General features: G+C 70.6%; 20 protein-coding genes and 1 rRNA gene. 8 read left to right on the plus strand and 13 right to left on the minus strand.

The window, feature by feature from the left end; translation table 11 throughout:
• Nucleotides 1-228 precede the first annotated feature (228 nt).
• Nucleotides 229-345 (plus strand): 5S ribosomal RNA (gene rrf, locus G4D86_RS07045).
• Between the two features lie 115 nt (nt 346-460).
• Here rrf and G4D86_RS07050 read toward each other — a convergent pair.
• Nucleotides 461-1,429: a quinone oxidoreductase family protein gene (locus G4D86_RS07050; RefSeq protein ID WP_163990897.1), complete on the minus strand. Its 969-nt coding sequence runs from the start codon at nt 1,427-1,429 to the stop codon at nt 461-463.
• Between the two features lie 287 nt (nt 1,430-1,716).
• Between G4D86_RS07050 and G4D86_RS07055 the strand changes: the two genes are divergently transcribed.
• Nucleotides 1,717-2,160 (plus strand): porin family protein, encoded by a 444-nt coding sequence (locus G4D86_RS07055; protein WP_163990899.1) that lies wholly within the window; start codon nt 1,717-1,719, stop codon nt 2,158-2,160.
• Between the two features lie 3 nt (nt 2,161-2,163).
• On the opposite strand, the gene G4D86_RS07060 is transcribed toward G4D86_RS07055, so the two are convergent.
• The gene (locus G4D86_RS07060) at nt 2,164-2,364 is read right to left on the minus strand and encodes a SlyX family protein (RefSeq protein WP_163990901.1); all 201 of its coding nucleotides are present in this window, start codon (nt 2,362-2,364) and stop codon (nt 2,164-2,166) included.
• A 65-nt stretch (nt 2,365-2,429) separates the two neighbouring features.
• Between G4D86_RS07060 and G4D86_RS07065 the strand changes: the two genes are divergently transcribed.
• Nucleotides 2,430-2,729, plus strand: coding sequence for a tetratricopeptide repeat protein (locus G4D86_RS07065; protein ID WP_163990902.1), 300 nt, complete (start codon nt 2,430-2,432; stop codon nt 2,727-2,729).
• 20 nt (nt 2,730-2,749) lie between these two features.
• Here G4D86_RS07065 and G4D86_RS07070 read toward each other — a convergent pair whose 3' ends face one another.
• The 3 genes from G4D86_RS07070 to G4D86_RS07080 all read right to left on the minus strand — a co-directional run bounded on the left by G4D86_RS07070 (nt 2,750) and on the right by G4D86_RS07080 (nt 4,722).
• Nucleotides 2,750-3,661: a tetratricopeptide repeat protein gene (locus G4D86_RS07070; protein WP_163992132.1), complete on the minus strand. Its 912-nt coding sequence runs from the start codon at nt 3,659-3,661 to the stop codon at nt 2,750-2,752.
• 159 nt (nt 3,662-3,820) lie between these two features.
• On the minus strand, nt 3,821-4,165 hold the full coding sequence (locus G4D86_RS07075) for a putative signal transducing protein (RefSeq protein WP_163990904.1): 345 nt from the start codon (nt 4,163-4,165) through the stop codon (nt 3,821-3,823).
• Between the two features lie 134 nt (nt 4,166-4,299).
• A complete protein-coding gene (locus G4D86_RS07080) occupies nt 4,300-4,722 on the minus strand; it encodes a hypothetical protein (protein ID WP_163990906.1) in 423 nt (140 codons plus the stop codon).
• Nucleotides 4,723-4,927: 205 nt separating this feature from the next.
• On the opposite strand from G4D86_RS07080, the gene G4D86_RS07085 reads away from it, so the two are divergent.
• Nucleotides 4,928-5,167 (plus strand): hypothetical protein, encoded by a 240-nt coding sequence (locus G4D86_RS07085; protein WP_163990908.1) that lies wholly within the window; start codon nt 4,928-4,930, stop codon nt 5,165-5,167.
• A gap of 139 nt (nt 5,168-5,306) precedes the next feature.
• On the opposite strand, the gene G4D86_RS07090 is transcribed toward G4D86_RS07085, so the two are convergent.
• The 4 genes from G4D86_RS07090 to G4D86_RS07105 all read right to left on the minus strand — a co-directional run bounded on the left by G4D86_RS07090 (nt 5,307) and on the right by G4D86_RS07105 (nt 9,734).
• Complete coding sequence (locus G4D86_RS07090; protein WP_163990910.1) at nt 5,307-6,146, minus strand: hypothetical protein; 840 nt, start codon at nt 6,144-6,146, stop codon at nt 5,307-5,309.
• Nucleotides 6,143-6,895: a hypothetical protein gene (locus G4D86_RS07095; RefSeq protein ID WP_163990912.1), complete on the minus strand. Its 753-nt coding sequence runs from the start codon at nt 6,893-6,895 to the stop codon at nt 6,143-6,145. Before G4D86_RS07095 ends, G4D86_RS07090 begins: the two co-directional genes overlap by 4 nt.
• The gene (locus G4D86_RS07100) at nt 6,892-8,853 is read right to left on the minus strand and encodes a TonB-dependent receptor (protein ID WP_205519525.1); all 1,962 of its coding nucleotides are present in this window, start codon (nt 8,851-8,853) and stop codon (nt 6,892-6,894) included. The genes G4D86_RS07095 and G4D86_RS07100 overlap by 4 nt, the downstream gene beginning before the upstream one ends.
• Nucleotides 8,854-9,335: 482 nt before the next feature.
• Nucleotides 9,336-9,734 (minus strand): hypothetical protein, encoded by a 399-nt coding sequence (locus tag G4D86_RS07105; RefSeq protein WP_205519489.1) that lies wholly within the window; start codon nt 9,732-9,734, stop codon nt 9,336-9,338.
• A 198-nt stretch (nt 9,735-9,932) separates the two neighbouring features.
• Here G4D86_RS07105 and glpD point away from each other — a divergent pair, with 198 nt between their 5' ends.
• Both glpD and G4D86_RS07115 read left to right on the plus strand, forming a co-directional pair.
• Nucleotides 9,933-11,630 (plus strand): glycerol-3-phosphate dehydrogenase, encoded by a 1,698-nt coding sequence (gene glpD, locus G4D86_RS07110; protein ID WP_163990915.1) that lies wholly within the window; start codon nt 9,933-9,935, stop codon nt 11,628-11,630.
• 228 nt (nt 11,631-11,858) lie between these two features.
• Nucleotides 11,859-13,649: a S8 family serine peptidase gene (locus G4D86_RS07115; RefSeq protein WP_163990918.1), complete on the plus strand. Its 1,791-nt coding sequence runs from the start codon at nt 11,859-11,861 to the stop codon at nt 13,647-13,649.
• A gap of 91 nt (nt 13,650-13,740) precedes the next feature.
• On the opposite strand, the gene G4D86_RS07120 is transcribed toward G4D86_RS07115, so the two are convergent.
• The gene (locus tag G4D86_RS07120; RefSeq protein WP_163990919.1) at nt 13,741-14,220 is read right to left on the minus strand and encodes an anti-sigma factor family protein; all 480 of its coding nucleotides are present in this window, start codon (nt 14,218-14,220) and stop codon (nt 13,741-13,743) included.
• A complete protein-coding gene (locus G4D86_RS07125) occupies nt 14,217-14,831 on the minus strand; it encodes an RNA polymerase sigma factor (protein WP_163990922.1) in 615 nt (204 codons plus the stop codon). The genes G4D86_RS07120 and G4D86_RS07125 overlap by 4 nt, the downstream gene beginning before the upstream one ends.
• 312 nt (nt 14,832-15,143) lie before the next feature.
• Between G4D86_RS07125 and G4D86_RS07130 the strand changes: the two genes are divergently transcribed.
• Together G4D86_RS07130 and G4D86_RS07135 are read left to right on the plus strand one after the other, a co-directional pair.
• Nucleotides 15,144-15,614 carry a hypothetical protein gene (locus tag G4D86_RS07130; RefSeq protein ID WP_163990924.1) on the plus strand — a complete coding sequence of 157 codons (471 nt, stop codon included), beginning with the start codon at nt 15,144-15,146 and terminating at the stop codon, nt 15,612-15,614.
• Nucleotides 15,615-15,823: 209 nt separating this feature from the next.
• A complete protein-coding gene (locus tag G4D86_RS07135) occupies nt 15,824-17,053 on the plus strand; it encodes an acyltransferase family protein (RefSeq protein ID WP_163990925.1) in 1,230 nt (409 codons plus the stop codon).
• A gap of 67 nt (nt 17,054-17,120) precedes the next feature.
• Here G4D86_RS07135 and G4D86_RS07140 read toward each other — a convergent pair whose 3' ends face one another.
• Nucleotides 17,121-17,414, minus strand: coding sequence for a FruA-associating protein, FapA (locus G4D86_RS07140; protein WP_163990927.1), 294 nt, complete (start codon nt 17,412-17,414; stop codon nt 17,121-17,123).
• A 120-nt stretch (nt 17,415-17,534) separates the two neighbouring features.
• A complete protein-coding gene (locus G4D86_RS07145) occupies nt 17,535-19,607 on the minus strand; it encodes an ATP-binding protein (protein ID WP_163990929.1) in 2,073 nt (690 codons plus the stop codon).
• Between the last annotated feature and the right edge of the window lie 116 nt (nt 19,608-19,723).

Genomic DNA, 19,723 nt, shown 5'->3' on the forward strand with positions numbered 1-19,723 from the left:
TGTGTAAGCGTGGTAACACGTTGAGCTAACCGGTACTAATGGGTCGAGCGGCTTACTTTCCCCGTTCTCTTCCATGCCTCCTCTAGGGGCGTAAGGGACTCGGGGCCAAGGCCGAGGCTCGAGTGCGAAAGCACTCGCCCGGAAGACGCTTCTAAAAAAATAGGCACGGCGAGACTTTCTTCTCGCAGAGAATTGAAACTTACCCTTTGTATGCACTGTCGCTTGTTTTCCGGTGGCTATGTCGGAGGGGTCCCACCCGTTCCCATCCCGAACACGGAAGTTAAGCCCTCCAGAGCCGATGGTACTTCGCGGGAAACCGCGCGGGAGAGTAGGTCGCTGCCGGATTCTTTTTGAGAACCCCCGTTGCCCTCGTGGCAACGGGGGTTTTCTTTTTTGTGCGTTGGCCTTTGCGGCTGCCAGGGCCGGCGGAGCTGCCGCGAAGCCCCGTGCTTCGCCAGGCCTACGGCACGCGCAGCACCACCTTGCCCACCGTGCTCCGGCCTTCCAGCTGGCGGTGGGCTTCGGCGGCCTCGGCCAGGTCCAGCACCAGGCCCGGGCGCACCCGCAGCCGGCCCTCAGCCAGCTCCGCCCGCAAAGCCTCACGGGCGTGACGCTGCAGCTCCGGCGGGTGGTTCGTGCGCAGCCAATAAGCGCTCACCTTCAGGGATTTCTCATACAGCGACTCCACGTCCACCGGAGGCGGTGCACCGCTCGCGCTGCCGTAGCTCACCAGGTGGCCGAAGACCGCCAGTGAATCCAGGCTGCTCTTCCAGGTGCTCGCGCCCACGGAGTCGAGGACCAGCTCCACACCGCGGCCTCCCGTCAGGGCGCGCACCCGCTCCGCGACATCGCTCTCGCCGTACAGGAGGACTTCGTCGGCTCCGAGCTCTCGTGCGAGCCGGGCCTTCGCCTCCGTCGACACCGTTCCAATCACCCGGGCTCCCACGGCCTTGGCGAGCTGCACCGCCAGCAGGCCCACTCCGCCCGCGGCCGCGTGGATGAGCACGGACTGTCCCGCGGACAGATGACTCATCGTGTGGATGAGGTGCCACGCCGTGAGTCCCTGCACGAGGAGGCCGGCGCCTTCCTCGAAGGACACGCGCTCGGGAAGCACGAGCAACTCCTGCTCCTGCACTGTCACCCGCTCCGCGTAGCTTCTCGCCGCCAGGGCCACCACGCGCCGGCCCAGCCAGGCCGCGTCCACTCCCGGGCCTACGGACTCCACCACGCCGGCTGCTTCACTCCCGAGGATTCGCGGTAGGGGCACCTTCGCGTCGTACAGCCCTCTCCGGCGCTCGGTGTCCGCGAAGTTCACTCCCGCCGCGTGGACCCGGATGCGCACTTCTCCGGGGGCTGCCACCGGCTCCGGAACCTCCTCGAGACGAAGGACTTCGGGCCCGCCCACCTGGTGATAACGAATGGCTTTCATGCGACGTCTCCTGATGACGTCCCGCTGTCTAACGGCCGACGGTGGTGCTCGCCCTGCTCGTGCGGTACGCCGCTGACACCTCGCGAACCCGCACCGAGACGACGAAGACCCGCGCTGTTTCTCTCGGCTCAGGCCGCGCTGTCCGTTGAGAGTGTCCCCCTTCCGCTGCGACTGGGTGTCCGGCGCGGAAGTTCGCGTTTCACGCGTGCTGAAGCCACTGTGTGGCTGGCCTCGCTGCTCGCGGCTTGATTGAGTGGCGCTCCCCCCGTCACTCAGGAGCCTCTCGCATGAAGCTGCTTCGTCCCTGCCTCGGCGGCCTGCTCGCGGTCGGCCTGTTCTTCGCCCCCACGACTTCCGAGGCTGCTGCCGTCCGCGTCGGTCTCGGAGCTGACTACTGGATTGATGAGAGCGCCGCCTTCAGCTTCACCCTCGGCGTCGAGGGACGCATCACGGGCCCGCTCTCCGTTGGCGCGCGGTTCGGCGCGACGCTCATCACGGACGGCAATGACGTCGGCATTCCGCTCGACATCTACCTGCGCGCCAACGTCGCCCGAAGCGTCTACATCGAGGGCATGGCCGGACCGTGGATTGTCTTCGGCCGCAACGACGAGTTCCGCGCCCACGCAGCCTTCGGCTTCGGCCTGCAGGGCAAGGCCGCGAGCATCGGCATCGAGGTCGGCTACCTCGAGCCCAATCCCGTCATCGGCCTGCGCCTGGGCTACAAGTTCTAGGCCTCAGTAGTGCGGTGGACGCTCCTGCTGCCGGGCGTCCACCAGCCCGGGGTCTCCCGACAGCTTCTGCTTGAGGCCCTCCACCTCCGCCTTCAGCGCGGAGAGGGTCTTCTGCTGGTCGTACAGCACGTCGCTCAGCTCCTGCAGCAGGTCCTGCTGCTGCATGTAGCGAAGCTCCAGCTCGGCAATGCGCTTCTCGTCCATGGGTGGCTACCCTTAACCCGGAGCGGCCCCTTGCGTCCCATCCCCGCCGCCCATCTGTCCGTGCCATGAACGTCCAGGAATACCTCCAGCGTGCTCGTGAGCTCCTCGCCCGGGGGCAACCCGAGCTGGCCGAGTCCGCCCTCAGCGACGCCATCGACGCCGCGGTCGCCGCCCAGGACATCGTCCTGCTCACCCGGGCCCGCTTCGCCCTCGGGGAGCTGCTCTTCCAGCAGGGGCGCGACGACGAGGCGCTCCCCTACCTGCAGGCCGTCGTCCGCACCGAGCGCGTGGATGGCTCCGTCGACACCGAGGTGAAGTCCTCCGCGAAGATGCTCCGGCAGCTTCGCGGCACCGAGCCTCGCTGAGCCGGCTCGGGCGCGCCGACTCACGGGATGCTGCAGGACTGCCGGATGAGCTCCATCCTTCCCGAGAAGCGACGCTCCAGGTCCATCCGCGTCAGCCGTGCGTCGTCGATGCGCCGCTGCTCGAGCTGCATCGCGCACAGGGCCGCGAGCGCTCTGGGGTCGCTCAAGTCCAGCCGGTCCGCCTGGCGCAGGGACTCCTCGGCCGCCTCCGTGTTCCCCAGCCGGTACAGCGCAAGCCCCAGCTCGAAGTAGCCGACGCCCAGCCTCGGCTCTTCCTCCACCGCCTTGCGGAAGAGCTTCACCGCGTCCGCGTCCCGCCCCTCGCGCGTCCACACCCGGCCCTGCTCCACCAGCAGCCGGCCTCGCGGGAGCTGTCCCGCGAGCCCCTTCAGCACGGACATCGCCTCGTCCCCGTGCTTCGAGGCACTCAGCAGCCTCACGTAGCGCAGGCCGATGACAGGGTCCTCCGGAGCCTTGCCATACGCCTGCCTCATCGACTCGGCCGCTCCCGTCACGTCGCCGTCCTTCTCCTGGAAGTCGGCTCGCAGCAGGTCCGGCCGGGCGTCTTTCGGCGCAACCTGTGCCGCCCGCTCCAGCGAGGTGCTCACGCAGCGCTCCATCCGCTCCACGTCACAGATGCGCGCCAGCAACAGCTGAGTCTCCAGGGCGCTGGGGTCCCTGCGCTCCGCTTCCTGTGCCAGCTCGTGGGCCTCGGCCGGCGCTCCGTCCAGCAGCAACTCCGCGGCCTCGCGCAGCTCCGCGGGCGTGGCCTTCGGGTGCTGTCGCAGCGGCATCAGGAAATGCACCCGCTCCTCCGCGGTCGTCGCGGCGCGGGCGATGGCCAGCTCCTGCTCGGGCATGTTCCTGGGCAGGAAGAGCGGGATGAGGTGGATGAGCAGGGCAACGCCGCACACAATCAGGAGGCTGCGCATCCCCCGGTCCAGCCTGCGCCGGTGCTGTTCTCCGGAGCCTCGCGGGTCGGCCCCTGTCGTCATCGACGGATTGTCCACGCGCCCCTCCTCCCTCTCTGCCAGAGCCTCTTCCATGCCTCACCGAAGAGGACTCCGCCATCGCTTCCCAGGCGGGTCTGTCTACACCGCCCGCAGGCGCGGTCGCAGCCCCGAGGGCAGCTCCAGGCCGCAGCTCCAGCACAGCTCGAAGTTCCCCGGGTTCTCCTCCCGGCACTTCGGGCACTCCACGGAGCGCTCCGACGCCTCCTGGTTCTCCCGCAGCTCGGCGAGCAGGCCGCGCGCCTGCTCCAGCTCGTGCGGCCACAGCCACAGCTCCACCCACGTCTCGCCGCTGGGAATCTCCCCACTCAGCGGAGCGAGCGATTCGCCGCGCACCTCCACCGACACTCCCGCGGCCTCCAGCGCACCCGCCAGCAGCCGCGCTTCTCCCACCGTGCGATGCACGGAGAACTGCACGCGCTTCATCCCCCTCTCTTCACAGAACACCGCGCCCCCGGCAACCCCACCTGGACCTACTTCCAGGCTCGTCCGCCGAGCAGCCTCCCTGGCGGGGCTCGCGCGCGGAGCCCCACCCGGAAGGCCCGTCGTGGCCTCGCTCGCTACTCCTCCTCGCGCAGCTCGTGCGGCCAGACGACGTGCGCGTGCCTCGGCGCCCGCGTGTGGAGCTCCGCCGTCAGCAGCGCGTCCATCTCCGCGAGCAGCGCGTCGTATACGGGGCCCGCTCCGCGCGCGGGGAGCCGCTCTGTCGCCAGGCGCACGCGAGGGGTCTCCTCGTCCTCGAAGGCGAGCGTCACGGCCAGCCCCTCCGGCCCGCCTCCCTGCGGCACCATGACGGCGGGGGCGGGGTCTCGTCCGGCCGCCTCGAGCAGCGGGCCCAGCCTCTGGGCCTCGTCCGCCGTCAGGGCGCGCTCGGTCACCACCTCGCCCTGCTCCAGCACCTTCAGCAGCTTCAGGCCTTCCAGCCGCAACGCCTGGGCGGCCGTGTTGGTCCGGCCGTTGCGTTCATAGGTCACCATCCTCACGCGTCCATCACCTCCTCGGGCACGAGGTAGGCACCCCGGCTCGCGGCGGCATCCGGGCCCTCCTCCGTCACGTCGCGTGTGCACCCGCCGGGCGTGCGTTTCCCGACAGCGGCGCGGGCCCTCCGGCCGAGTGTGCCGCGCGAGCGCGCTTCCTAGTTTGCGGCCCTCCCCTGGCACTCTCGCCAGGGGCTCCCGAGGTAGGTCCATGAGCAAGGACAGTGGCAAGACTCCCAGCCCCAACGATCAGCGCTCCGACACCAAGAACCCCAACAACCCCGCGCAGAAGGCGTCGCAGGACAACCGCTCCAACCAGATGAACCCGAACAACCCCCGCCACTCGGGCAACACGTCCGACGGCAGCGGCTCGGGCGGGTCGGGCGGTGGCTCCGGTGGCGGCACCACGCCGGGCCAGGGCAACAGCTGGGGCGGCAACAAGAAGAGCTGACGTCGGCTCCGTCTCTCCGCAACAACCCCAGGACCGGGGAGGTCGGCCCCAGGTCCTGGCTCCTGGCGCGGTGAGGCTCGCGGCGCTCCCTGCCGCGCTCACCGCGCCAGCGTGGTTTCTTCCAGTCCTGTCAGGCGACTCAACGGGCCCGAGGGCTGCACTCGCCCTCGCCGCGGAAGTGACCCACCGTCCGCACCAGCGCCGTCACGAAGTCGCGCAGGTTGTGCACGCCGCCCACGCCGCCGGTGCCGTACCGGTCCGACGGCAGCTCGGTCAGGTCCACCGCCTGCAGCTCCTCCAGCGTGATGTCCCCGTCCGCACCGACGATGCCCAGCTTGTCGGCGTCGGCCAGCGCGTCGAAGCGCATCTTCGCGCTCGGCGACTGCAGGTCGTCGAAGAAGAGATGGTCGCCGTGGATGGTGAGCTCCACCTTCTCCTCACCGCCGTCCGGCACCGTGACGCCCTCGCCGAGGTCCGGATTCTCACAGTGCTCGTAGACGGTGTCCGTGGGGAAGCCCCAGCCGAAGCGCTTCGTCACCGTGCCCTTCGTCGCCGTGCCCTGCACGTAGACGGAGTAGCCGCCCGTCTTCATCATCGTCACGTCCTGCGCGTCCGCGTTGCCCGCCACTGCCTCGGGCCAGGGCGCAATCGCATAGCTGACGTGGTCCCAGTCCTTCGCGGCCAGGTCGGTGAAGGTCTCCACCACCACCGGTCCGGGCTTGTGCAGGTCGAACACCTTCGACTGGCCCTGCTGCGCGCCCGTCTCCTCGTGCGTGGCCACCTTCACCTCGCCGAGCATCACCAGGAACTTGTCGTACTTCACCGTCCAGCCGTCCACGAAGCCGGCCCCGCCCGTCGTGGCCGCGGGGATTTGCTTCTCGATGTAGTCCTCGCCGTACGTGGTGAACGTGACGGTGCCCTTGCCCTCACCACAGGCGGCCAGTCCGAGGAACGACAGCCCCAGCATCCAGTTCTTCATTGCGCGGCTCCTTCTTCCCACGTCACGACGTAGGTGGTGGTGTCCTCCACGCCGCGCACCAGCGCGTTCTGCGCCTGGCTGCCTGCGGGGAACGTGTAGACGCCGTCCGCGTCCGGGTCGGTCGCGGTGGCGAAGTCGATGCGGCCCAGCCATGTCCCCAGGTCCACGGCGATGCGCACCCGCCCGGCCTCCAGCCCCAGGGACTTCTCGAAGCGTACACCCGCCACCGGAGCCGGCAGGTCCGCCACCGCGTCGAAGCGCACCGTCCCTCCGTCACCATTGCGCGCTGTCCCCCGCACTCGCACCGCGTGGCCGCCCAGCACACCTTTCGCATCCGTCGACGCCGTGGGCGCGGCGAGTGTCAGCTCCAGGGAACCGTACTCGCCCGTCACCGCGCTCGCATCTCCGAGCGGCGCTCCTGTCAGCAGGTCCACGGTCGCGGTGGTCAGCACCTCGCCCAGCGCGTCTCCCGCCACGTAGTGGCCCGGGTGCGCGTGCGCCGTGCCGCCGATGAGCGAGTACCAGTCGAAGCGCGGCGCGCGCCGGGACAGCAGCACGCGGCCATTGAAGAAGCGCACCGGGCCCACGGACACGTGCGCGGACTCCAGCGTCACCGTCCAGCCCTTCTCGTTGGCGCCGCTGGGAAGCGTGCCCGTCATCTCGACGGGGAAGGTGCGGCGCTCCGCTTCGCTGCCACAGCCGCTCAGGGTCAGGGCGAGCGCGCCCATCAGGACGTGTCTGCGAATCACAGGTGGACCTCCAGGGTGAGCGAGGCCATCCGAGGTGACCCCGCCGTGAAATGTCTCGCCGGCACGAGGCTCGGCACGGACTCCGGGTCGAAGCGGGAGCTGTAGACGAACTCGCCGTCGCGCCAGCGCGCGTCGAGCAGGTTCTTCACCTCCAGCCGCAGGCCCAATTCGCCTCGCCTCACCGCCGTGTACGCGTCCGCGAGGAACACGGTGCGGCTGCGCTCGTCGAAGGGCAGCGGACGCGGGCCGAGGAACGTGAGCCCCGTGCCCACCGAGAATGTCGCATTCGTGCCGCCCAGCCAGGCCCACGTCACCGGCTGCTCCCAGCCCACGTCCGCACGTGCCACCAGCGGCGCGAAGTAGGGGAGCAGCGTGTCCGTCTCCGTGACGTACGCGTGCGCCACCGTGGCGCTCAGCGCCGCGACGAGCCCGTGCACCGGCCTCGCCTGCACCGCCGCGGAGACGCCCGAGCGCAGCGTCTCGCCCGTGTAAACGGTGCTGCCCACCGCGTGGTCGAAGAAGAAGTCGTTGGCCACCTGCGAGCCGAAGAGGCTGACCTGCGCGGCCCAGTGCTCGCCGTCGCGACGTGCACCCAGCTCCGCGCCCTTCACGGAGACGAAGGGGGCTCGCTCACCTTCCGCCAGGCTGCGTGCCTGCGGGGAGCGGAAGCCGTCGCCGTAGCTGGCGAAGAGGCGCCACGTGTCCGCGGTGTCTCCGAGGGCGTACTCCACGCCCGCCTTCGCACCCAGGTGCATGCCGAAGGCACTGCGTGCGTAGCCTCGCCCGTCGTAGAAGCGCGGGTCGCTGAAGGCGAGCGCGTCGAAGACCTCCACGCCCAGCGCGTCAGCGCGTCCGCCCAGGCGCAGCGCCCAGCGGCCCATGGCCATGCGCGCCTCCGCCCAGCCCCACACGTCCGTCTGGGTGATTCGCGCGTCCACCTCGTCCGTGAAGAAGGTGCCGTCCGACTCACGGTAACGCCGTTGCGTCTGCTCCACGCCGTCACGCCTGGCTCCGAGGCCCAGCTCGAGCGCGACGGGGCGGCCGAACGCCGTCACGTTGCGACGGTGCTCGGCGCGTGCGCCCAGGGTGCTGCCGTCGTTCGTCTGCTCCAGCCCGTCTCCGCGGTCGTCCACGCGGTAGCCGGTGAAGTTGTTGCGCAGCCGCAGGTCCGAGAGGATTCCGAAGACCTCCAGCTTCGTGCGTCCCTTGCCCGTGCGGGGCAGCTCGAAGCCCAGCAGGAGCTGATGCCGCGTCACGGTGCCGCCCTGCCTCGTGGTGGAGGGCGAGAAGAACGTGCTACGCCCCGCGAGCAGGTCGTCCTCGCGCACCACGCCCGGTGAGTCGAAGCGCGTGACGTAGCTGCCGCCGAGCGCCCTCACCGTGAGCCCGTCACCCACTTTCGTAGTGGCCTGCGCGAGGAGGGAGGCTCGCCCGTAGCCGCGCTGCGCGCCGTAGCCGTTGCCTTCGCCCAGCTCCACCGCGGCGAAGGTGCCCTCGTCGTCTCCCGGGCGCACGGTGACGACGAGCCGCCGCTGCCCGTACTGGCCCAGCGTGCCCGAGAGGTGGACGCCGGGCTCCTCGACGCCCAGGTCCATGCGCACCGTGCCGGCGACGGCGAAGTCTCCCTGCGACGCGCGGTAGGAGCCCTCCGTGACTTCGAGCGCGCGGACGACCTCGGGGATGACGAAGTTGGTGTCCGCGTAGCCGAGCGCGTGGATGTGGCTCACCTCGTTCACCGGCAGGCCGCCCACGTCCAACTCCACGTCCTGGCCGTGCAGCGCATCGAAGCCGCGCAGGAAGAGCTGGTGCGCCTTGCCCTCTCCGCTGTGCTGCGAGGCCACGAGGCCCGGCACCGCGCGGAGCAGGTCCACGGCGCTCGTCCTGGGCGCCGCGTCCAGGATGTCCCGGCCGAGCGTCACTTCGGCCGCGCTCTGCGTGGGACGGGTGCCTCGCACCACCGTGGACGGTGCCTCCGTGGACTTCTCGGTGGGCGTCTGGGCCGGAGGCTGGGAGTCCGCGGAAGGAGGCTCGGTGTCCTGGGCTAGAGGCTGAGTGTCCGGGGACGGAGGCTCGGTGTCCTTGGAAGAAGGCTCGGTGTCCGCGTCCGGTGGTGTCTCGGGCCCGGGCTGCACGACGGGAGGTGGGGCCTCGGCCGCACGTCCCCCCTCCGGGGGAACGGCAGGTGACACGGCAAGGGCACACACCGACAACGCGGTTACGAAGAGCACGGGCACGCAATGACAGACAGCGGCGCAAAGACACGTCACGGGGACTCACGCGCCCATGGACACACCACGAGGCACGCGTCTCCCCGGTGGACGGCTCCACCGGCAGGACGGATACACGGCACGGACGAAGGCACAGGCCCACAGGCGCCGCTTCGACCGTGCGACACCTACGCGCCTGAAAGCACTTTGGATGTCTTTCCCCGCGTGCCTATCTACGGGCCCTGCGGCATCGCCGTCAGTCGCGGCGCCGAGCCCGGTGCGCGTGACGGCCCTCGCAGGACCTGCGCGAACCACGACACTCCATGGACGCGCGGCGCTTCCACCACCGTCCAGGAGGCCGCCAGCGCATGCAGGTGCTCCACCGAGCCCGCCGCGTGCTGATGCCCGCCCGGTCCATGGCCCTTGCCCGGTGCCTGCTCATCCGGCACGTCCCGCTGCTTCGAGCCGTGCGAGTGCGCCCGCTCACCCGAGCCATGCACGTGGACGTGCGGGACGCGTCCACCGCCTCCGTGCCCCACCACCGCGTGCACCACCGGCGCGACGGCGAGCCCGTACACCAGGACCATCAGTCCCAGGCACGCCAGGTCTCGTCGGTCATGACGGTTCAGCACGGAGGCTCGGCCTGGGAGGGAAGGGGTGGGGCGGTCGCCTCCTAGCCGTCTTCCCCTGGACACGCAAGGTCGCCTCCCCCAAGAGGTGACCCGTCTTCAACACCTGGAAGCCCTCGCGAGCCACACGCGGTGTATCACTCTTGACGCGACGCATTGAATTCCACTGCCGTGTCGGTGCCGTGGCATTAAACTCTCTCCGTGCGTTCCGAATCCGCCGCGCTCCGCCAGCCGTCCTCCGAGGCCGAAGTCCCATCGCCTCCGCCCCGCGCGGACCGCTTGCGCGCGCTGGCCACGGAGGAGTTCGACCTCCTCATCATCGGCGGAGGTGTCACCGGCTCCGGTTCGGCTCGCGACGCCGCGCTGCGCGGCCTCAAGGTCGCCCTCGTCGAGCGTGACGACTTCGCGAGCGGCACCTCCAGCCGCTCGTCGCGCCTCATCCACGGCGGCCTTCGCTACCTGGAGCACGGTCACCTCGGGCTCGTCTTCGAGTCCAGCATCGAGCGCCGGCGGCTCCTCCAACTGGCCCCGCACCTGGTGCGTCCCCTGGCCTTCATCTGGCCCGTCTACGAGGGCGCGCGCGTGCCCCGGTGGAAGCTCAACGCGGGTCTCATGCTCTATGACGCCCTGTCGCTCTTCCGGAACGTGAAGGGCTACCAGCGCCTCAACCTGCGCCAGGTGCAGGAGATGGAGCCGGGTCTGCGCTCGGATGGGCTCAAGGGCGGCGCTCGCTACTACGACGCCGCCACCGACGACGCGCGCCTCACCCTGGCCAACGCCGTGGGCGCGTCCGAGGCCGGTGCCACCGTGCTCAACCATGCCTCCGTGCGCGGCCTCGTCCTGCACGAGGGGCAGGCCCGCGGCGCCGTGGTGATGGACCACCTCACCGGCCAGGAAGTCACCGTGCGCGCTCGCGCCATCGTCAACGCCACCGGGCCGTGGAGCGATGAAATCCGCAAGCTCGATGCTCCCGACCACATGAGCTCCGCGGTGCGCGGCAGCAAGGGTGTCCACCTCGCCGTGCCGCGCGAGCGCCTGGGCCACCGCGACGCGCTCACGCTGCTGTCCCCCAAGGACGGGCGCGTCATGTTCGTGCTGCCCGCCGAGGGCTTCACCATCATTGGCACCACGGAGACGTCCACGCGCGCCCACCCCGCGGAGGTGCGCGCCAGCGAGGCCGACGTGGCCTACCTGCTGGAGTCCGCCAACGCCTTCTTCCCCGACGCCCACCTCACCCGCGAGGACGTCGTCAGCGCCTGGGCCGGCATCCGGCCCCTCGTCGCCAGCGGCTATCACGGTGCCCCGACGGATGCGGGCAGCGCGAGCCGCGAGCACGCCATCGACGTGAGTCCCTCGGGTGTGCTGGCCATCAGCGGCGGCAAGCTCACCACCTACCGGGTCATGGCCCGCGACGTGGTGGACGCGGTGGAGCGCCACCTGGGCCAGGCCCGCCGCAAGTCTCCCACCGAGACGCTGCCCCTGCCCGGCGGTGACATCCCCAGCCTGGACGCGGAGTTCGCCGCCGCTCGCGCGGAGGTCGGTGACGACGCCACCGCCGTGCACCTGGTGCGCGCCTATGGCAGCCGCTGGCGCCGCGTGTGGGCCCTCACTCGCGCGGAGCCCGCGCTGGCCCGGCCTCTCGCCGACGGCCTGCCCTACCGCGCCGCCGAGGCCGCATGGGGCGTCACCCATGAGCTGGCGCATACCTTGTCCGACCTGCTCGTTCGCCGCCTCAAGGTGGCCTTCGAGACGCGAGACCAGGGCCGCGCCGCCGCCCGCGTGGCCGCCGAGGTGATGGCGCCGCGCCTGGGCTGGGATGCCGCCGAGACGCAGCGCCAGCTCGCCACGTACGACGCTGACGCGCTGCGCATCTTCGGCGTGGACAGCGCGGATGCCTGAAATCTTCTGTTTCTAGGAGCCCAACGTCCACCGCTCCACGCACGCGCGGCCGAGCCCGTCAAACGCTCGTTGTCCGGCGGACAAGCACCCGAGCGGCCGGCCGACATGCGTGCTTAACTTGCGCGCCGGGAACAGGACAGGCTGTCCTCTCGTCCCATCCGGCCCGGTCGCGTGCCGGAGAGGGATGCCGCACACCACCCGCTGGCCGGGGCGTGTAAGGAGAACGACATGAAGCGTTGGGTCTGGCTTGGGCTGGTCGGAGGAGTGGTGGCCTGCAGCGAGAAGCCGCCGTCCGAGGTGGAGCCGCAAGCCTGTCCGGGGACCGTCGAGGAGTCGGTGCCGAAGTCCCCCCGGGCCCAGGCGCTGGTGGCGGAGGATGGCCTGGAGGATGTGCTCATCTCCTTCCGCCCCCGCGTGTCCGCCAGCGCCATGGCCAGCGCGGACGCCTTCGCCACCGACGTGACGCGCGTGGGGGGGCAGGTGAAGCGCCGCTTCCCCAAGCTCAACCTCGTGTCCGCGCGGCTGTCGGCCGAGGCGCGCGCGGCGCTCGCGAAGAACCCGGACGTGGTGTCGGTGCGGCCGAACCGCACGGTGCACGCCTTCGGAATGCCCCGGCTCCCCACCAGTGCCCTGCTGCACGGCACGGCCAGCACCGTCGGCTCCGTGGGCGAGTACACCCCGGGCCTGAAGATGATCCAGGCGACCGATGTCTGGGATGCCAACAACGACGGCGCCATCGACCCGGGGAGCGCGTCGGGCACGAACATCAAGGTGTGTGTCATCGACAGCGGCTGGGATGACCGGCACCCCGAGCTGAAGGCGGCCTACATCGGCGGCATGGACTTCATCGACCACGAAGACGTCATCGAGGGCGACGGTCCGCTGGACCGCACCCTGAAGGATGGCGTCTACGTGTATGGCGGCGGCCATGGCACGCACACCGCGGCCACCATCGCGGCGCAGCTCGGCGTGGGGGGCAAGGTGCGCCCGGGCAAGGAGCCCAACGGCGTGGCGGGCGTGGCGCCCACCGTGTCGCTGCTGATTGCCCGCGTGCTGGACGTGACGGGCAGCGGCAAGACGGATGACGTCATCGCCGCCGTCGACTGGTGCAGCTCGCAGGGCGCGAACATCGCCTCGCTGTCGCTGGGCTCGAACTCCTCGGATGACGACGAGAAGCTGGCCTTCGAGAAGGCCCTGCAGGGCGGCATGCTCGCCTTCGCGGCCACCGGCAACTCCGGCGCGGACAAGGTCGCGTTTCCCGCCGCCTATGCGGCCGTGGTGGCCGTGGGCGCGGTGGACTTCAAGGGCGAGTGGGCGTCCTTCTCCCAGTTCGGCGCGGAGGTGTCGCTGGTGGGGCCGGGCGTGGAGGTGCTGAGCGCCAGCATCGTCGGCGCCTCGCCGTTCTCGGATGTCGCGGCGGGGGGGACGCACTTCACGTCCGACCCCCTGGAGTACTCGGGCCTCAGCTCGTACACGGGCCGGCTGGTCAACTGCGGCCTGGGGGACAGCATCAGCTCGTGCGGCGAGGAGGCCAACTGCTCGGGCTTCGTGGCCTACGTGGACCGCGGCGGCGGCCTCTACTTCGAGGAGAAGGCGCGCAATGTCATCCAAGCGGGTGCCAAGGCCGTCATCATCGGCAACAACGTCGCCGAGGACCCGAGTGGCGGCTTCACGCTCACCGCGCCGTCCGCCATCTGGGTGCCCACGACGTGGGTGTCCCTGGATACCGCCAACACCATGAAGGGGCTCATCGGGCAGCAGGTGACGGTGGACGTTACCGGCACGGACTACCTGGTGCAGTCGGGGACCTCCATGGCCACGCCCCACGTGGCGGGCGCGGCCGCTCTCGTGAAGAGCGCGCGCCCGGACCTCACGCCCGCCCAGGTGCGCGAGGCGCTGGAGAAGAGCGCCAAGGACCTGGGCCCCGCCGGGCAGGACAAGCAGTACGGCTTCGGCCTGGTGCAGGCCTCCGACGCCATCAAGTACGCGAACACGAAGTTCCCTCTCCCCGTGCCCTGAGTCGGGTGCGCGAGCGCTGAAGTGAGAAGACCCCCGGCGCCGCTCAAGGCTCCGGGGGTCTTCGTGTTCCAGGGCCTGCGACCCGTGGTCTTCAGCGGGAGGAGATGACGGGCGAGGCCACGAGGCACGCGCCCAGGGCGGCCTCGAGCGCGGCCACGGCCTCACCCGAGGGGTCCTCGCACGCCTCGCCCAGCATGCGCACGTCGCGCCCGCGGGGCTCGTCGCCGAGGGGCACGGGCCCGCCCTGCATCAGGCTGAGGCCCACGAAGGCCACCGTGGCGGCGGCGGCCATCATCATCTTCCCCCAGTTGGCCCAGCTGCCCGGCAGGGGCACCCAGGGGGGAATGGCGGGGCGTGCCAGGCGGGCCTCCAGCGCGGAGAAGCTCAGCGCGGGGCGCGCGGGCGTGCGGCGTGCGCGCTGGGCCATCCACCCGCGCTCCAGGCGGAGCCACGTCAGGGCATGCCGGCAGGCGGGGCAGGTGTCCACGTGGGCGTCCACGCGCGCGGCGTCCTCGGGGGACAGCTCTCCGGCGAGCAGCGCGTCCAGCTCTCCCTCACGGCATGCGCTCATGGCCGGCCTCCCACGTGGGCGGCCAGTTGCTCGCGGAGCTGCAGCCGGGCGCGGTGGATTTCATTCTTCACCTTCTGCAGGGACCAGCCCATGACCGACGAAATCTCCTCGTAGGGAAGGCCGTGGTCGATGCGCAAGAGCAGCGCCGCGCGCCGCTCCTCGCGCAGCATGCCGAGCGCGTCGGCCAGCAGTCCTTCCAGCTCGCGGTCCAGCAGCAGGTCCTCCGGCGTGGGCGTGGGGAGCACGGCCTCCACGCGGCTGGCGTGCTCCTCGTCGTCCACGTCCACGTGCACGCCGCGGCTGCGCCGGGACTCCAGGTACACGTGCCGGGCGATGCCCAGCAGCCACGCGCCGAGCCGGTCCTGGTCGCGCAGCGCGCCGAGCCGCCCGTGGGCGCGGACGAAGGTCTCCTGCGTCGCCTCGTCGGCGGCGGCCTCGTCGCGGAGCAAATCGCGCAGGAAGCGCCACACGCCGGGGGAATGGCGCTCGAAGAGCGTCCGGAAGGCGGCGGGGTCGCCGGCACGCGCACGGCGCAGCAGGGCACGCTCCCGGTCCATGTCGGACGGGGGCGCACCTGCCAGCACCATTTTCACCGCGGAAAGAAGGGCCACGGCCCCTCCGTGTCACGAGCCGGCCCGGAGTTTCACCGGGCCGTGTCTTTTTCCCAAGCCCGGCGGTTTCGGGGCGTACCGGCCGGCCGGTGGCGGAGCCCTGGCTGGGTGAATGGCGGCGCCCAGAACGGATTGGAGACATGGACGAATCTGCCTGTTCCTGTCGCAGCCTGACTTCATCGAGTGGCATGATGGTCGGCTTGCTGGAATCTCCGTCCTTCCCGGTCGGCGTGTATGTATTTGTTTGAATCGTTGCCTGTCTACACGGAGAAGGCGCAGGTACCCATGTCCCATCCTCCCAGGCCCAGGTCCATGACCCGTTCAACGCCGCGTCACTTGAACCTCGCCGTGGTGGTCGCGGCCTGCGGGGGACTCCTCGGATGTGATGAGCTCGAGGGCCTCAACCGCACCGTGTCGGTCCGGGCGGAAGTCACCGACGCCTGCATTCGTCAGGCGCTGGAGGGAATCCCCGGCGCCGTGCTCTCCGGAGAGAGCGAGCGGTGGTCGGTCCAGTTGCCCGGGAGCTCAGAGGGAAAGCAGAACCTCGATGTGGTGCTCACGCGGAACGGGGGTGACACGAAGCTCACCGTGTTCGTGCAGCGAATCGTCTCGGGCCGCATTCGGTACTCCCCCGCCGAGATTGCCACCGCCGACAAGGTGACCGCGGAGGTCATGAAGGCGCTGGTCTCCGCGTGCCTGCCCGCGGTGAAGCCGCTTTCTTCATCCTGTGAAGTCCGGGCCCGCGCTGTTCCGGACGGGAAGTGTCAGCACAACGGGCCCTGAGGCCGGCCCGGCCGTGGAGGGGCTCGCGCAGCCACGGTGAAGGGACGCTGCGCTCCGGAAGAGGGGCGCGGAGCGCACGCCTGCCCGGTCGCTGACCCACGTGTCCCAGAGTCCCGGTCTTGTTGGAAATTTCACGCGTTGGTAAGAGTCGGGCCGTCGTGCGCGAGAAGAGGGGCCGCGCACGGAACCTCCGAGGAGAGCCCACCGCCATGTCCGCCAACCTCGCCCGCCCGGATGCCGCGGCGGCGCACGCTCCTCGCCTGCAGGGCCACCTGCCCGTGCTCGACGGTGTGCGAGGCCTCGCCGTCCTCCTGGTGGTCTTCTTTCACACCACCCACCTGAGCGACCAGAGCGCCCTCGGCCGCGCGACGTGGTGGCTGGCCGGCGCGGGCTGGACGGGCGTGGACCTCTTCTTCGTCCTCTCCGGGTTCCTCATCACCGGAATCCTCTGGGAGGCCAAGGGGCAGCCCTTCTACTTCCGCAACTTCTACATGCGCCGCTTCCTGCGCATCTTCCCGCTCTACTACCTGGCCCTCGCCGTCTCCTTCCTGGTGCTGCCGTCGCTCGCCGGACGCCTCAACCTGGACCAGCGCATCACCACCGACGGCGCGACGTGGTACCTGCTCTACCTCTCCAACTTCTACCAGCTGTGGGTGGACACCACGCACCCCATCCTCGGCGTGGTGTGGTCGCTGGCGATTGAAGAGCAGTTCTACATCGTCTGGCCCTTCCTCATCGCCGCGGTGTCCTACCGCGGTGCCATCCGCCTGTGCCTCGGCACCATCGCCATGGCCATCCTCGTGCGCGTGGGCCTCACCCTCTCCGGCGCCAGCGTCGAGAGCACCTACGTGGTGACGTTCTGCCGCGTGGACTCGCTGGCCATCGGCGCGCTCCTGTCCCTGGCGCTGCGCCACCCGGAGGGTGTGGGCCTGAAGGCGTTCCCCTGGATGCGCTACGCCGTGTGGGCGGCGGTGCCGGTGGTGCTCACCCTCGTCGTGCTGCCTGTCGGCCCGGCCTTCCACACGGTGAATCGGACCCTTGGCTACACCGCCATCGCCGTCCTCTTCGGGGCCGTGGTCCACCGGGCCGTGGCCGTCGCGCCGGGCCACCCGCTCAACCGCTTCTTCTCCTCGAAGCTGCTGCGCACCTACGGCAAGTACAGCTACGCCATCTACCTCATCCACTCGCCGCTGGACGCCATCCTCCGGAGGACGTCCTTCCTTCGTACGCCGCTCAAGCCCATCCTCGGCTCCGACTTCCCCATGCAGGTGGTCTTCTACGTGGTGGCCGCCGGGCTCTCCCTGGGCATCGCGCTGGTGAGCTGGAACCTCTTCGAGAAGCACCTGCTCAAGCTCAAGGACCGCTTCCCCTACGGCGAGCGCCCCAAGGCCGCCGAGCCCGCGCCGCTCGCGGGTGGTTCAACGGGCACCGCCCGCTGACCTCTCCCGACGCTGTCTGTCTTTGCGCCGAAGGTGGCCCGAGGTGGGGCGCGAGGCCCCGCGGCCCTCAGTCCCGCTGCTGGCCGAGGGCCTCGGCCACACGCAGGGCCCAGGCCTCCGCCGAGTCCAGCTCCGCGCGGGCGCTCGCGTAGCGGTCCAGCCCCTCGTCGGAGCCGTCGCGCGCGAAGACGGCGTCATGGAACTCCTTCTGTGCGCGGGTGAGCCACTGGCTCGCCTTCTGTCGCAGCCGCGCCGCGTTGTGCGGCGTGACCGCTACCTGTTCAGGAGCCATCAGCTCATGCTCTTCGGGGTACAGCGACGTCACCTTGTTGAATCCGACATGTTCAAGGGTCGTAGTCATGCTGTGAGAATTTGCACCGCAGGGCAGCCGGGCACCTGACCGGTTGGGCATGTCGAAGTGTGATTCCGAGCAGAACGGGGGCCCCGGGCCCGAAGCAAGCTCCGGGCCTGGGACGCTGCGTCAGGCGCTGGGAATGCCCCGGGCCCGGGCCCTGACGCGCGCGGCCTCCTCGGAGTTGCCCGTCTCCTCCAGGAGCGCGGCGGCGCGGTGGTACAGCACGGCCGCCTCCAGGTGGCGCAGGGCCGCGGCCTCCGCATTGGCGGCGGCGATGAGGAAGGGCGCGGCTCGGCGTGGCTCGTTGCCCTCCATCCAGTGCTGCGCCACCACCGCCGGCGCGGCCCGGCGCTGCTCCAGTGCCGCCGCCAGCCTCCGGTGGAGCAGGCCCTCCAGCGACCGCGGCACGCCCTGGCGCACCACCTCGAAGAGCAAATCGTGGGTGAAGCGCTCACCCCGGAAGATTTGCGCCGCCTCCAGCTCCGCCACGTGCGTGGCGAGTGAGAGGGCCGGCATCTCCAGCACCTCGCTGGCCAGCTCCAGGCCGAAGTCCGTGCGTGCCAGCGCCGCCAGTCTCGCGACTTGCAGCGCCGGCGGGGACAGCCGCTCCAGGCGCTGCTGGATGAGCTGCCGCAGCCGGACGGACGGCGTGACGTGCTCGGGCCAGCCGCGCTCCAGCCCGCCCGTCTCCAGCAGGTCCTTGAGCGTCTCGGTGATGAAGAGCGGGTTGCCGCCGGTATGCCGCGTCACGTCGCCCACCAGCGCCTTCGCGCCGGGCAAATCCAGGCTGCCCAGCAGCGCGCCCACCGCGTCCGCGCCCAGCGGCTCCAGCTCGATGACGACGGCCAGTCCCGAAACCACCAGCTGCTGCACGCAGGCGACGGCCCCGGGGGACAGCTCGTCGCTGCGGTAGGTGTCGATGAAGCGCGGGAAGCGGCCTCCCGGTCCGGGCGGATGGCGACGCGACAGCATCAGCACCGCGAACTCGGCGGTGGCGGAGTCCATGAACTGCAAGTCATCCGCGACGAGCGCGTCCACGCCGGAGCAGAGCTGGTAGATGAGCTGACAGTGCGCCTCGAGGAAGCGGCTGCGGTCCGCCTCGTCCGCCATGGGCGGGGGCGGGCCTTCAGGACCGGCCAGGTCTGGCAATAGCCGCGCCAGCTCGCGCCGCACCCACGGCTCCATGTCCGGTTTGGGCACCCGGGACAGCAGCTGCCGCACCAGCCGCACGTGCGAGGCATACGGCACGTTCAGCTCGCCGGGCCGCGCCTCCAGCATGAAGTGCGTGCCGCGCGACGCGGCGAAGTCATGGGCCAGGCGCGTCTTGCCCACCCCGGGCTCGCCGGCGAGGAAGATGGTCTGCCCCGCCTCCCATGCCGCTTCCATGCGCGCCCACTCGCGCTCGCGGCCCACCAGCACCGGCGGGCGCAGCACGGACAGCGGCAGCTTCGGCTTCGGCGGTGGGCCGGGCTTCGCGGCCGTCGGGCCCCGCTCGATTTCGCGCGCCAGCGCCACCGTCTCCGGCAGGGGCGTGGTGTCCAGCTCCTCGCGCAAGAGGCGCCGGCAGCGCTCGAAGGCGTTGAGCGCTGCCATCCGGTCCCCGGACACGTAGTGCAGCCGCATCAGCCGGCGCCACGCCTCTTCCGAGTACGGGTCCATGCCCAGCAGCCGCTCCGCGAGCGAGAGCGCGCCCGACATGTCTCCCCGGCGCTCGCACGCCTCGGACTCCAGCGCCGCGGCCCGGCGGCGCAGCTTGTCCAGCCGCTCGCGCGCGCCCTCCAGCCACGCCTGGAACTCGGTGCAGTCCTCGTACTCCAGCGCGCCCAGCAACACGCCATCCAGTTGCAGGGCCTGGGCGTGACGCCCCGCGAGCACGTGCGCCTGCAGCTCCGACGCGTCCGCGACGACGCGCTCGCAGAGGGAGAGCACGTCCACGCCCTGCACCAGCTCCGCGCCGCACGCGAGCCGCAGCCGGCGCAGGAGCTGTCGCATGTTGTTGCGCGCCGTCGTCTCGCTGGACTCGGCCCAGAGCAGGCCCGCGAGCCGGTACTTGGGGTGCGGCCCCTCGAGCGCCAGCCACGCCAGCACTCCGGCCGTCCGCCGTTCCAGGGGAATGAGTCCCTCACCGCTCCGAAGCCGGGCTTCGCCCAGCAGCTCCAGGCGGTAGTCGTGCGTGCCTGCCGCGTCGTCTCCTGCCATGTCCTCCCCGGCCCCCCGAGGTTGGGAGAGGCGACAACGTAACACGGTGGGCCGGGGCCTCCGTCACGGGTAGGCTTTGCCCCAGCAGTGACAATCCTTGTCATGTGGGTTTCCCG

The sequence above is a fragment of the Pyxidicoccus caerfyrddinensis genome, assembly GCF_010894405.1.
GTDB lineage: Bacteria > Myxococcota > Myxococcia > Myxococcales > Myxococcaceae > Myxococcus > Myxococcus caerfyrddinensis.